Consider the following 13,853-nt stretch of genomic DNA (forward strand, 5'->3'; position numbering starts at 1 on the left):
TCACTTCCAGCCAAGAATCAAAGAGAACACTGCCCACTCAATCGTCTTGTCGCTGATCCACAGATACAGCGCCATGATGATGACGAACGCGAAGACAATCGCGGTCGTTTGGGCAGCCTCTTTACGGGTCGGCCAAACGACCTTACCCACTTCCCGATACGCATCCTTGGCAAAAGCCAGGAAGCCTTTGCCAGTTTGCGATGCCAATGCAACACCTGCTGCGATGGCCAGAACGACGACGATGGCAGCAACGCGCACATACAGTGCTTGTTGCTCCAACGCGTAGAACGCCACGACGCCAGCAATGACCAGCAGGCCGGCCAGAGCCAGCAGCAGCTTATCGCCAGTCGTACGTACAGTTTCTACGGGAGAATTCGCCATTTCCAGCTTGCAGACAGTTGTTTGGCAGGGGCAGAGGGAATCGAACCCCCAACCTTCGGTTTTGGAGACCGACGCTCTGCCAGTTGAGCTATACCCCTAAAACAGCAGAGAGGTCAGCTGCCAAAAGCTGACCCCCGTAAGCGCGGACCGTTAAGGTACCGGCTTAAGCTTCGATCTTTGCAACGACGCCCGAACCCACCGTACGGCCACCTTCGCGGATTGCGAAGCGCAGACCTTCGGTCATGGCGATCGGTGCAATCAGCTTGACGCTGATCGACACGTTGTCGCCCGGCATGACCATTTCCTTGCCTTCCGGCAGGGTGATCGAGCCAGTCACGTCCGTCGTACGGAAGTAGAACTGCGGACGATAGTTATTGAAGAACGGCGTGTGACGGCCGCCTTCGTCCTTCGACAGCACGTACACTTCGGCCGTGAACTTCATGTGCGGCTTGATCGAGCCCGGCTTGGCCAGAACCTGACCACGCTGGACGTCTTCACGCTTCGTGCCGCGTAGCAGCAGGCCAACGTTGTCGCCTGCCTGACCTTGGTCGAGCAGCTTGCGGAACATTTCAACGCCCGTGCAGGTCGTCTTGTCGATGTGCGGCTTGTCGCCGTCCATCTTGATACCGACGATTTCGATTTCTTCGCCGACCTTGACCACGCCCGACTCGATACGACCCGTCACCACCGTGCCACGACCCGAGATCGAGAACACGTCTTCCACCGGCATCAGGAACGGCTTGTCAACAGCGCGCTCCGGCGTCGGGATGTACGTATCCAGCGCGTCGGCCAGGTTCATGATCGCGACTTCGCCCAGTTCGCCCTTGTCGCCTTCCAGCGCCAGCTTGGCCGAACCCTTGATGATCGGGGTGTCGTCGCCCGGGAAGTCGTACTTCGAGAGAAGCTCACGCACTTCCATTTCGACCAGCTCGAGCAGCTCGGCGTCGTCGACCATGTCGCACTTGTTCAGGAACACGATGATGTACGGCACACCGACCTGACGGGCGAGCAGGATGTGCTCACGCGTTTGCGGCATCGGGCCGTCAGCTGCCGAGCAAACCAGAATTGCGCCGTCCATCTGGGCAGCACCGGTAATCATGTTCTTGACGTAGTCGGCGTGGCCCGGGCAGTCAACGTGTGCGTAGTGGCGCGTAGCCGTTTCGTACTCGATGTGTGCCGTGTTGATCGTGATACCACGTGCCTTTTCTTCCGGCGCCGCGTCGATTTCGTCGTACTTCTTGGCTTCGCCGCCGAACTTGGCCGACAGAACCGTTGCGATAGCAGCCGTCAGGGTGGTCTTGCCATGGTCAACGTGGCCAATGGTACCGACGTTCACGTGCGGCTTAGTCCGCTCGAATTTTTCCTTTGCCATTTCCGACTCCTAACGGGTTATCTATTGCCGAGGTTGCTCGGCATGTTGATTGCCGCGCCTCACTATCTTTTGGTGCCCATGGGCAGGATCGAACTGCCGACCTCTCCCTTACCAAGGGAGTGCTCTACCACTGAGCCACATGGGCGAATCCTGTACTACTGCTTCTGCGCGTCACCTGGAGCGGGTGAAGGGAATCGAACCCTCGTCATAAGCTTGGAAGGCTTCTGCTCTACCATTGAGCTACACCCGCTTGGATTTCGACTCTCGCCACTTGGTAACAAGCGCCGGAGAACTTATGTTTCCGGCGCTCATCACTTCCGCATTCTGGTGGAGGAGGTTGGATTCGAACCAACGTAGGCGTAAGCCAACAGATTTACAGTCTGCCCCCTTTAGCCACTCGGGCACCCCTCCGCAGAGAATTTGCAATTATGGAGATGTCCCCCTGCCTTGTCAACACCTTCCACGCATTAAATATGCAGTTTCTATGCCTGCGGCCCAGAAAAATTCACGAGAACGCGGCAACTCTTTGATTTGTTGGATTATCTTGATTTTCGGATAATCGACAGCAGGCGGTTAGCGAGCGCCCGCCAACAGTCGTCTGCGCAAAACGTCCATGTGGCTGTTCAGGCAGTCTCTTCCCATGTGAAATTCTCGCCGCAGCTTTTGTGCGAGGCTTCGTTCTGCCTTTCGGCGGCCGGTGATCGTGGTACCGAGATCGTTGCCCACGTCCACCACAATGTCTGGCGACATCGAAATCATGCGGACGCCGTGCTCCCAATTGCGGTTCAGCATGTCGTCGACCGGATGGATCATCCGTTTAGCGTAGTCCAATAGGGCCAACGCGGCGTCGCGACGGATAAGGTAGCCTTGTGTGCCGCCAGGCTGCTTGCGGTGGTCATGGAGGATGCCGCCATCCGGGAGCTCACCCACCTTCCAACGCCCGGAATCTCCACCACTCTTTAAACGCATGATGCCCCAGCGGATCGAGACATCCAGCGCCGCGGCAAGGCGCCCAGAGAAGTCATGCGTCAGCTCGATGTCATCCTCCAGGACACACCAGATATCGTCATTGGAGCGCGCCAGCGCTTCCCAGATTCGATAGTGACTGTCATAGCAGCCCACTTCCCCGAGCGTCAGGTGGCTGGAATACATTTTGAGGCGTGTCGCTTCGTCGTACGTCGCCGGATATTGGTCAATGCGCTGCGCATCGAAGAATCTGAACGGGACGCCCGCTTTGGTCAGTTGCGCAGTGATATGAGCGCGACGCTCATGGCTGTCGACTAATGACACGACGATAACGGGAGGAAGACGCAACCCCGGGATGCACGTCTGGTTCATTTTTCTATGGTCTACGTGAGCATCGCGTCGAGAATGCGAAGCGCTCATATTGCTGTTCGAAACGGATGACAGCATAAACCGCAAATATGTCGAATTGCCAACTCAGCCATGCACTTTCAGAGTCGTCTTATACGAACTGAGCGCCTTCCTTTCCGCTCTTCAAGCACTCATCACGAACAGTCATTTCCCGCGGTGAAAGGGGCAGAAAGGCGGATGGATAAGGCTACCGGCAGAGTCCGTCCTGGCGCGATTCGACAGGAATGAGGCAGGACTGGTGTTGGCCTAAGGCGGGATGAGTTGTTTGAATCACGTCAATGAACCCCGTATGCTTCGCCGAAGGGCGACGTCGCGCCAGGGCTCGCAAATCCATTGATCGCTCGGCGCATCCGTGGATGGATTAAAGGAGGGCACAAAGCGTCAACGCAAAGCAAAAACCCCTTGCTACGTATGTAGCAAGGGGTTTTTAAGGGGAGCCTGACGATTACCTACTTTCACACGGGTATCCGCACTATCATCGGCGTGGAGTCGTTTCACGGTCCTGTTCGGGATGGGAAGGGGTGGTTCCAACTCGCTATGGTCATCAGGCTTAACTTGTATGTTCTGCTGACCTGAGGTCAACAAAACCAATTCGGAAGAAGCGTAGTACAACAACTATTGTGGGTTGTGAGTGTATCGGCACATTGCGATACTCACACCAGGAAAAACACACTGGTTATAGGATCAAGCCTTACGGGCAATTAGTATCAGTTAGCTTAACGCATTACTGCGCTTCCACACCTGACCTATCAACGTCCTGGTCTTGAACGACCCTTCAAAGGAATCAAGTTCCTAGGGAAGTCTCATCTTAAGGCGAGTTTCCCGCTTAGATGCTTTCAGCGGTTATCTCTTCCGAACATAGCTACCCGGCGATGCCACTGGCGTGACAACCGGTACACCAGAGGTTCGTCCACTCCGGTCCTCTCGTACTAGGAGCAGCCCCCTTCAAACTTCCAACGCCCACGGCAGATAGGGACCAAACTGTCTCACGACGTTTTAAACCCAGCTCACGTACCTCTTTAAATGGCGAACAGCCATACCCTTGGGACCGGCTACAGCCCCAGGATGAGATGAGCCGACATCGAGGTGCCAAACACCGCCGTCGATATGAACTCTTGGGCGGTATCAGCCTGTTATCCCCAGAGTACCTTTTATCCGTTGAGCGATGGCCCTTCCATACAGAACCACCGGATCACTATGACCTGCTTTCGCACCTGCTCGACTTGTCAGTCTCGCAGTTAAGCACGCTTTTGCCATTGCACTATCAGCACGATTTCCGACCGTACCTAGCGTACCTTCGTACTCCTCCGTTACACTTTGGGAGGAGACCGCCCCAGTCAAACTGCCTACCATGCACTGTCCCCGATCCGGATTACGGACCTAGGTTAGAACCTCAAACAAGCCAGGGTGGTATTTCAAGGACGGCTCCACAGAAACTAGCGTTCCTGCTTCAAAGCCTCCCACCTATCCTACACAGACCGGTTCAAAGTCCAATGCAAAGCTACAGTAAAGGTTCATGGGGTCTTTCCGTCTAGCCGCGGGTAGATTGCATCATCACAAACACTTCAACTTCGCTGAGTCTCGGGAGGAGACAGTGTGGCCATCGTTACGCCATTCGTGCAGGTCGGAACTTACCCGACAAGGAATTTCGCTACCTTAGGACCGTTATAGTTACGGCCGCCGTTTACCGGGACTTCAATCAAGAGCTTGCACCCCATCATTTAATCTTCCGGCACCGGGCAGGCGTCACACCCTATACGTCCACTTTCGTGTTTGCAGAGTGCTGTGTTTTTATTAAACAGTCGCAGCCACCAGTTTATTGCAACCCCTTCACCCTTCTGGCGCAGGCCAGTTAAGCTACAAGGGCGTACCTTATCCCGAAGTTACGGTACCAATTTGCCGAGTTCCTTCTCCCGAGTTCTCTCAAGCGCCTTAGAATACTCATCTCGCCCACCTGTGTCGGTTTGCGGTACGGTCTCGTATGACTGAAGCTTAGAGGCTTTTCTTGGAACCACTTCCAATTGCTTCGTGAACAAGTTCACTCGCCCCACAGCCTTGAATTACGCGCCCGGATTTGCCTAAGCGCCTTCTCCACTGCAGGGACCGGGACTTCCAACACCCGGACAACCTTCCGCGATCCGTCCCCCCATCGCATCATACGACGGTGCAGGAATATTAACCTGCTTCCCATCAGCTACGCATCTCTGCCTCGCCTTAGGGGCCGACTCACCCTACGCCGATGAACGTTGCGTAGGAAACCTTGGGCTTACGGCGAGGGGGCCTTTCACCCCCTTTATCGCTACTCATGTCAGCATTCGCACTTCTGATACCTCCAGCATCCTTTACAAGACACCTTCACAGGCTTACAGAACGCTCTCCTACCATGCGAGCAAGCTCGCATCCGCAGCTTCGGTATATTGCTTAGCCCCGTTACATCTTCCGCGCAGGACGACTCGATCAGTGAGCTATTACGCTTTCTTTAAAGGGTGGCTGCTTCTAAGCCAACCTCCTGACTGTTTTAGCCTTCCCACTTCGTTTCCCACTTAGCAATATTTAGGGACCTTAGCTGGCGGTCTGGGTTGTTTCCCTCTTGACACCGGACGTTAGCACCCGATGTCTGTCTCCCGTGATTGCACTCTTCGGTATTCGGAGTTTGCTATGGCGAGGTAATCCGCAATGGACCCCTCAACCATGACAGTGCTCTACCCCCGAAGGTGATACACGAGGCACTACCTAAATAGTTTTCGGAGAGAACCAGCTATTTCCAAGTTTGTTTAGCCTTTCACCCCTATCCACAGCTCATCCCCTAACTTTTCAACGTTAGTGGGTTCGGTCCTCCAGTACGTGTTACCGCACCTTCAACCTGGCCATGGATAGATCACTTGGTTTCGGGTCTACACCCAGCGACTGAACGCCCTATTCGGACTCGCTTTCGCTACGCCTTCCCTATTCGGTTAAGCTCGCCACTGAATGTAAGTCGCTGACCCATTATACAAAAGGTACGCCGTCACCCCTTACGAGGCTCCGACTGTTTGTATGCATGCGGTTTCAGGATCTATTTCACTCCCCTCCCGGGGTTCTTTTCGCCTTTCCCTCACGGTACTGGTTCACTATCGGTCGATTACGAGTATTTAGCCTTGGAGGATGGTCCCCCCATCTTCAGACAGGATTTCACGTGTCCCGCCCTACTTTTCTCAAGCTTAGTTCCACACCAGGGTTTTCTCATACGGGGCTATCACCCACTATGGCCGGACTTTCCATTCCGTTTTGATAACACCGGTGCTAAATCTTGAAGGCTGGTCCCATTTCGCTCGCCACTACTTTGGGAATCTCGGTTGATTTCTTTTCCTGCAGCTACTTAGATGTTTCAGTTCGCCGCGTTCGCTTCGCTAGACCTATGTATTCAGTCTAGGATGACCTAAAAGGCCGGGTTTCCCCATTCGGACATTTGTGGATCAATGCTTATTTGCCAGCTCCCCACAACTTTTCGCAGGCTATCGCGTCCTTCATCGCCTGTAATCGCCAAGGCATCCACCACATGCACTTATTCGCTTGACCCTATAACGAGTGCGTCTTTCGACACATTCTTCATAGGTTGAGTATTAGCGTTGTGCCGTATTCCAAGTCATCTTTCGATCACTTAAATACTGGTTGATACAATCACAACCCGTACAATTTCCACGCGCCATCTCTAACGCGCTTCCGTTGTACTACTTCTTCTTCCAAATTGTTAAAGAACATAAACTGCATGACATTGCTGTCATTCAAAAGCATTCACTTTGCTTGTAATTCATCACAGGGGATTTACTACAGACGTAAAGCGCTTTTGACTGACATCGATGCGATCTAAGGTTTTTGGTGGAGGATGACGGGATCGAACCGACGACCCCCTGCTTGCAAAGCAGGTGCTCTCCCAGCTGAGCTAATCCCCCAATCAAGCCGACTTACCACCACTTGAGTCTATCGAACAGTGGTTAAAAAGCTTGGTGGGTCTAGATGGACTCGAACCATCGACCCCCGCCTTATCAAGACGGTGCTCTAACCAACTGAGCTATAGACCCGACTTAGATCTACGCAGTCAACAACCGATAAGCGTGAACACTCAACTTCCAGTGCATGCTCTAGAAAGGAGGTGATCCAGCCGCAGGTTCCCCTACGGCTACCTTGTTACGACTTCACCCCAGTCATGAATCCTGCCGTGGTAAGCGCCCTCCTTACGGTTAGGCTACCTACTTCTGGCAAAACCCACTCCCATGGTGTGACGGGCGGTGTGTACAAGACCCGGGAACGTATTCACCGCGACATGCTGATCCGCGATTACTAGCGATTCCAGCTTCACGCAGTCGAGTTGCAGACTGCGATCCGGACTACGATCGGTTTTCTGGGGTTAGCTCCACCTCGCGGTTTGGCAGCCCTCTGTACCGACCATTGTATGACGTGTGAAGCCCTACCCATAAGGGCCATGAGGACTTGACGTCATCCCCACCTTCCTCCGGTTTGTCACCGGCAGTCTCCTTAGAGTGCTCTTGCGTAGCAACTAAGGACAAGGGTTGCGCTCGTTGCGGGACTTAACCCAACATCTCACGACACGAGCTGACGACAGCCATGCAGCACCTGTGTTACGGTTCTCTTTCGAGCACATCCGCCTCTCAGCAGACTTCCGTACATGTCAAGGGTAGGTAAGGTTTTTCGCGTTGCATCGAATTAATCCACATCATCCACCGCTTGTGCGGGTCCCCGTCAATTCCTTTGAGTTTTAATCTTGCGACCGTACTCCCCAGGCGGTCAACTTCACGCGTTAGCTACGTTACTAAGGAAATGAATCCCCAACAACTAGTTGACATCGTTTAGGGCGTGGACTACCAGGGTATCTAATCCTGTTTGCTCCCCACGCTTTCGTGCATGAGCGTCAGTATTGGCCCAGGGGGCTGCCTTCGCCATCGGTATTCCTCCACATCTCTACGCATTTCACTGCTACACGTGGAATTCTACCCCCCTCTGCCATACTCTAGCCTTGCAGTCACGAATGCAGTTCCCAGGTTGAGCCCGGGGATTTCACATCCGTCTTACAAAACCGCCTGCGCACGCTTTACGCCCAGTAATTCCGATTAACGCTTGCACCCTACGTATTACCGCGGCTGCTGGCACGTAGTTAGCCGGTGCTTATTCTTCCGGTACCGTCATCCCCCCGAGGTATTAACCCAGAGGATTTCTTTCCGGACAAAAGTGCTTTACAACCCGAAGGCCTTCTTCACACACGCGGCATTGCTGGATCAGGCTTTCGCCCATTGTCCAAAATTCCCCACTGCTGCCTCCCGTAGGAGTCTGGGCCGTGTCTCAGTCCCAGTGTGGCTGGTCGTCCTCTCAGACCAGCTACAGATCGTCGCCTTGGTAAGCTTTTACCCCACCAACTAGCTAATCTGATATCGGCCGCTCTTGTAGCGCGAGGCCCGAAGGTCCCCCGCTTTCCTCCTCAGAGCGTATGCGGTATTAATCCGGCTTTCGCCGAGCTATCCCCCACTACAAGGTACGTTCCGATATATTACTCACCCGTTCGCCACTCGCCACCAGGTGCAAGCACCCGTGCTGCCGTTCGACTTGCATGTGTAAGGCATGCCGCCAGCGTTCAATCTGAGCCAGGATCAAACTCTTCAGTTTAAACCTGTTACTGTTTTCGGTTTTTCGTGATAAATCACTAGAACCGGTCGCTCTCAAAGTATGCTGACAAGTTAATTACTTAACTTACCTATTACTATGTGAGCCTCAATAAATTTAAAGCTTATCTGCCGAAGCAGACGCACCATTCATCGAGTGCCCACACTTATCGGTTGTTTAATTTTTAAAGATCAATCGCATCTGACTTAACTTCGTCGCTTAATTACCGCGCCGTCGCTTCGTTTTCTGCGTCGCTGCATCAGCAGCAGAGAAGTGAGATTATGTCGCAGCTTCTCGTCGTCGTCAACAGTTTTTTTCGCTTTCTTCGCTCGTCGCCGTAGCGACTCACAAGCTCCAAAACCACTAACCACCGGGCTTTGCGGCCCGTCGCTTCAACTTCGCCGCTGCTTTCGCTGCGTCGCTGTCGTTGCGAGAGACGGAATATTAGTGAAAACCCGGAACGCTGGCAAGCACTTTGTGAAAATAATTTGAAAAGGGCAAAAAAAGGCCCGCGTCGTGAGCGGGCCAAGATCCATGGGACAGGACACATGGAGGAGACGAGTTCACTGTATCCGGGCCACCCCGGGCGACGCAACGAATGAAATCGCATATGCTTCCTGAAAGCTTTCCTATATGGAAAGGCGAGGCCTGCGTCGCAGGCTCCGTGCGTTCCCCCCATCTATATATAAGAGCGTTTGAGATGTTCCTAGCGCGCGCCCTTCTGTCTTGCCTCGTCCAGCCGTTTCGCCGTTGGCGCATCGCGACGCTCATTCCGCTCGCCATCCTGGCGGGGGCTTGCACGTCGGTACGTCCGCCACCGGAGCCATCGCCGTGGACATCCCACACGCCAGCCGCCACGCCCGGTGAACTGGCCACCGCCCTCGCCCCCGCCATTCGCACACATCCGGGCCAATCCGGCTTCCAGTTGCTCTCGACGGGTTCCGCCGCCTTCACCACGCGTCTCGCGCTCGTTCAGTCTGCCCAGCACAGTCTCGACGTGCAGTACTACAGTGCGGGCGAGGACATCACCGGCCGTCTGCTGCTCCAGTCGCTGATCTACGCGGCCGATCGCGGTGTGCGTGTGCGCATGCTGGTCGATGACATCAACCGTCGCCACACCGACCCGGCCTTCGCCGCGCTGGACCAGCATCGCAACATCGAGGTCCGGGTCTTCAACCCGTTCGGCACCCGCGACACCACGCTACTCGAACGGGCGGGCAACCTCCTCACTCAGTTCGACCAGCTCAACCGCCGTATGCACAACAAGGCGCTGATCGCAGACAACCAACTAGCGATCGTCGGTGGCCGCAATCTGGGAGACGAATACTTCGACGCCAATCCCGATCTCTCCTTCCGCGATTTCGACCTTTTGTGCGCCGGACCGGTGGTCGAGGCCGTCTCCCGAAGCTTCGATCACTTCTGGACGAGCCCCCAGTCATACCCCCTCAAGCAGGTCCAATCGAAGATCGACAAGGAGACGCTGGACGCCACGCGCGACGCCCTCGCCCAACACTGGCACGACGCCGAGAATGTCCCCGCCGGGCACGAAGCGCTGAACCAGCCGTCCCTCGCCGCCGGACTTCGCGACGGCACGGTCCCACTCTTCTGGGCGCCTGCCGAACTCGCCGCCGACACTCCGGACAAACTCGACGCCCCCGCCACCGAAACCCAAAGCGCCCCGGCCGACAAACTCCGCCAGCTCGCCGCCAAGGCGCAAAGGGAGGTGCTGATCATCTCGCCCTACTTCGTGCCACTGGATGGCGGCGTCCGGTTCCTGTCGACGCTGGCGCAACTCGGCGTCAAAGTCCGCGTGCTGACGAACTCGCTGGCGGCGACCGACGTCGTCCCCGTCCACGCGGGATACGCGCGCTACCGTCCGGCCCTGCTGCAGGCAGGTATCGAACTGTACGAATTCAAGCCAATCCGCTCCGATAACGGCGAACGCCCCACGCGACGCGTCACGTTCGGCGGGTCATCGAAGGCGAGTCTGCACGGCAAGGCGTACGTGATCGACCGGCGCGACGTCGTCCTCGGCTCGTTCAACCTCGACCCTCGTTCGGTGCGCCTGAACACCGAACTGGCGATCGTCATCCACAGCCCCGAATTCGCCGAGCGTATGGCACGCATCTTCGACCAGGCGACGTCGCCGCGCAGCAGCTTCCGGGTCGAGCTGGCGCCGCCGGGCACAGCGCCGCCCACACCGTCGCCACCGACAATGCCCGCACTTCGCTGGGTCGGCGAGGAGAACGGCAAGCCGCGCATCTTCGACGTAGAACCCTACGCGACCTTCAGCCGCAACGCCGTCGCGGGCGCGTTCACGCTGCTTCCGAGCGACGACTTGCTCTGAGTACCGACCGTCAGTCGGCACGACGGCGACGCACCGTCAACTCGGTGGACGAAAAACCGCAGCCCCGGCCTCCCGGGTGCGGCGGTTTCTATATATAGAGACGACGGAATGCGAGCCTGCGCCGTCGCTCAGAACTCGAACGTCGCCGACAACGTTGCGGAGCGCGCGTCGCCGATGGCCACCACCGTCTGGCTGACACTCGACGGGTAGTAGGTCTTGTTGAACACGTTCTTCACGTTGAGCTGATAGTGAACGGGATGCCGTCCGATCTTCGTGTCGTACGTCGCGAACACATCAGCGACGAAGTACGCGGGCAGCGTAAAGCTGTTCGCCGAATCACCCGGGCGCGCCCCGATGTATCGCCCCACCGCTCCGAGGCGCAAGTTGCCGCTCCCATCGCCCAGCACCGGCCCCCAGTCATACACCCCTGCCAGCGACGCCGTATGCCGTGCCGCATTGACCAGCGTGTTGCCGGTGTACATCGGATCGTCGGTGATCTTCGCATCGATGAATGCGTAGCTCGCGATCACGTTCCAGCGCTGCCCGATGCGTCCCGACACATCCAGCTCGACGCCCCGCGAGCGCGCCGCCCCGGAGGTGCGCCAGTCCAGCGTACTGCTCCCGGGCACCGCCTGCGACACGAGCACGTTGCGCTTGTCGATGTTGAACACCGCAAGGTTGCCGCTCAGCCCGTTCGGCATGTCGAGCTTCGCCCCGACCTCGTACGACTTCGCGTGCTCGGGTGCGACGTTCGAGTCGATGACCACGCCCGTCGACAACGGCGCAATGGTGGACGTCGGCTTGAGCGACTCGGAATAGCTACCGTAGAACGACAGATACTCCCGAGCCTTATAGACAACGCCCGCGCGCGGCAGCCACTTCGAGTCGCTGATGTTCGTGTTTGCCTTGAACGGCCGCCCCTTGCCTGCGATCTGGCTATACGTCAGCAACCGCACGCCACCGACGACAATCCAGTGATCGGTCAGATGGATGGCGTCCTGGAAGAACAGCGAAGCGTCGTGCAGCGTATCGGTCTGATCGCTATCGGCGGCAGACACCGTACTCGGGATCACCTCGCAGCCGTACACCGGATTCAGATAAGAGAACGTGCACTTCGCGGCCTGACGCAGCAGATCGCGCCGATAAATACGTCGATACTCCCAGTCTCCGCCGAATTGCAGGTCGTGACGCATGCCTGCGAGCATCACCTTGCCGTCGAGATACGCCGTACCGAAGCTGTCGGTGCTGTCCGAGCCGAGCGTACCGTCATTACTGCGCGAGACGATCCCCGTCGTGGAATTCACGCCGGTAATGCGCAACTGCCCCGCGTCGTACGTCTCGGTGTTGTAGCTGTAGCCGAAGTGCGCCTTCCAGTCCGGATTGAACTGATGGTCGACGGTGATCTGCGCCAGATGGGACTGCCCGGCCATTTCGTTGTGGACGTCATCCAGACGCTCCCGTGCCGAAATCGCCAGCGGCCGGTTCGTCTTCGGGTCCAGCGCGGTGCCCCGGTCGAACGGGGTCAGAAAGTTACGGTACTCGTAGGAGGCGACGACCTGCGTATCGCGTCCGTAATAGGCGAGCGTCGGGGCGACGAGCGTCTCACGCTGCGAACCGAAGACGCGCCAGTACTGCTGATTGTTCTGATCGACGACCAGCCGGTAAGCCAGTCCCGAATCACCGATCGGTCCGGTCGTATCGAGCGTCTCCTCGACGCCGTTCTTACCGTGCCCATAGGTCGTGCCCGCCACGCTCACTGCGGTGTAAGGCTTGAGCAGGGGACGCTTGCTCACCACGTTGATCACGCCACCGGGGTCCATGATCCCGTAGAGCAGCGACGTCGGCCCCTTGAGCACTTCGACCGAATCCGCGTTCGCGTTCAGTCCGCGGCCCTGCACGAGCGGCATACCGTTGTGCATGATTGAGCCGTCGCGATTGCCGCCGAAGCCGCGCTTGAGCAGCGTGTCCTGCGTACTTGCCAGCGTATTGCCCTGCACGATGCCGCTGACATTGATCAGCGCGTCGTCGAGCGTGCGGGCACGCTGGTCGGCGAGCACCTGACGCGGCACCACGTTGATGGCCTGGGGGATGTCGAGGATCGGGGTGTCCGAGCGTGTGACGTTCGCGTCCACCGGCAGACGGTAGGCATCGGACCACGCCTGACCTTGCACGTGCGTCGTCGGCAGTGCAACGTCTCCCGAACCACCACCGGCGGCCAACGTCGCAGCCGCCGGGGCCGCCTGTGGCACGAGCGTGTAACCGGCCCCTTGCGGCGCCGCCGTCAGTCCGGTGCCCGCGAGCATCTGACCGAACGCCCCCGGCACATCGAAGCGGCCTTGCACGCCGGGACTCTGACGCCCCGCCGTCAGGGCAGGCGTGTACGTCAACAAGATGCCCGCTTCGCGTCCGAAGCGCGTGAGCACCGCGTCGAGCGCGCCCGCCGGGATGTCATAAGCCCGTGCAGCGGCAGCGACTTTGGCCGTCGCGGGTGCCTGATCGGACGTCTGCGCATGAGCGACGCCCGCACCAAACGTCGAAGCGAACGACGCAAACGTCAGCGCGACGCCAGCGCAGACGCGGCGTCGACGCAACCCGGTAGCAGTGGATGGCAGGGCACGCGATAGTTCGGGGAATGCGGGTAAAGCGACGGCCATGATGTGAGATCTCGTTCAGGCAATGGAGAGAAGGTTTCACTTCCCTTGTCACGCGAGACCGGCAAATCAG

The 13,853-nt window shown here is 57.3% G+C and carries 5 protein-coding genes, 6 tRNA genes and 3 rRNA genes; 1 reads left to right on the plus strand and 13 read right to left on the minus strand.

The window, feature by feature from the left end:
• The 12 genes from secE to NTU39_RS25345 all read right to left on the minus strand — a co-directional run bounded on the left by secE (window position 1) and on the right by NTU39_RS25345 (window position 8,785).
• Window positions 1-381, minus strand: a complete 381-nt coding sequence (gene secE, locus NTU39_RS25290; protein WP_039393786.1) for a preprotein translocase subunit SecE — start codon at window positions 379-381, stop codon at window positions 1-3.
• A gap of 22 nt (window positions 382-403) precedes the next feature.
• Window positions 404-479 (minus strand) — tRNA-Trp (locus NTU39_RS25295).
• A 65-nt stretch (window positions 480-544) separates the two neighbouring features.
• Window positions 545-1,753: an elongation factor Tu gene (tuf, locus tag NTU39_RS25300; protein WP_257958831.1), complete on the minus strand. Its 1,209-nt coding sequence runs from the start codon at window positions 1,751-1,753 to the stop codon at window positions 545-547.
• Between the two features lie 70 nt (window positions 1,754-1,823).
• Window positions 1,824-1,898: transfer RNA gene (locus tag NTU39_RS25305), tRNA-Thr, on the minus strand.
• 31 nt (window positions 1,899-1,929) lie between these two features.
• Window positions 1,930-2,003, minus strand: a tRNA-Gly gene (locus NTU39_RS25310).
• Between the two features lie 75 nt (window positions 2,004-2,078).
• Window positions 2,079-2,164: transfer RNA gene (locus tag NTU39_RS25315), tRNA-Tyr, on the minus strand.
• 162 nt (window positions 2,165-2,326) lie between these two features.
• Entirely contained in the window at window positions 2,327-3,091 is a 765-nt protein-coding gene (locus NTU39_RS25320) for a glycosyltransferase family 25 protein (RefSeq protein ID WP_174985230.1), read from the minus strand.
• A 472-nt stretch (window positions 3,092-3,563) separates the two neighbouring features.
• Window positions 3,564-3,676: ribosomal RNA gene (gene rrf, locus NTU39_RS25325) — 5S ribosomal RNA — on the minus strand.
• Between the two features lie 131 nt (window positions 3,677-3,807).
• Window positions 3,808-6,685, minus strand: a 23S ribosomal RNA gene (locus tag NTU39_RS25330).
• A gap of 298 nt (window positions 6,686-6,983) precedes the next feature.
• A tRNA-Ala gene (locus tag NTU39_RS25335) sits at window positions 6,984-7,059 on the minus strand.
• Window positions 7,060-7,111: 52 nt separating this feature from the next.
• Window positions 7,112-7,188 (minus strand) — tRNA-Ile (locus NTU39_RS25340).
• Window positions 7,189-7,252: 64 nt separating this feature from the next.
• Window positions 7,253-8,785, minus strand: a 16S ribosomal RNA gene (locus NTU39_RS25345).
• Together the 16S, 23S and 5S rRNA genes with 2 tRNA genes alongside form the textbook arrangement of a ribosomal RNA operon.
• Window positions 8,786-9,482: 697 nt before the next feature.
• Here NTU39_RS25345 and NTU39_RS25350 point away from each other — a divergent pair.
• On the plus strand, window positions 9,483-11,129 hold the full coding sequence (locus tag NTU39_RS25350) for a phospholipase D-like domain-containing protein (RefSeq protein WP_257958832.1): 1,647 nt from the start codon (window positions 9,483-9,485) through the stop codon (window positions 11,127-11,129).
• 128 nt (window positions 11,130-11,257) lie between these two features.
• Here the strand turns inward: NTU39_RS25350 and NTU39_RS25355 are convergent, their stop codons facing one another.
• On the minus strand, window positions 11,258-13,783 hold the full coding sequence (locus tag NTU39_RS25355) for a TonB-dependent siderophore receptor (RefSeq protein WP_257958834.1): 2,526 nt from the start codon (window positions 13,781-13,783) through the stop codon (window positions 11,258-11,260).
• Window positions 13,784-13,853 lie beyond the last annotated feature (70 nt).

Source organism: Pandoraea commovens (assembly GCF_024704525.1).
GTDB lineage: Bacteria > Pseudomonadota > Gammaproteobacteria > Burkholderiales > Burkholderiaceae > Pandoraea > Pandoraea commovens.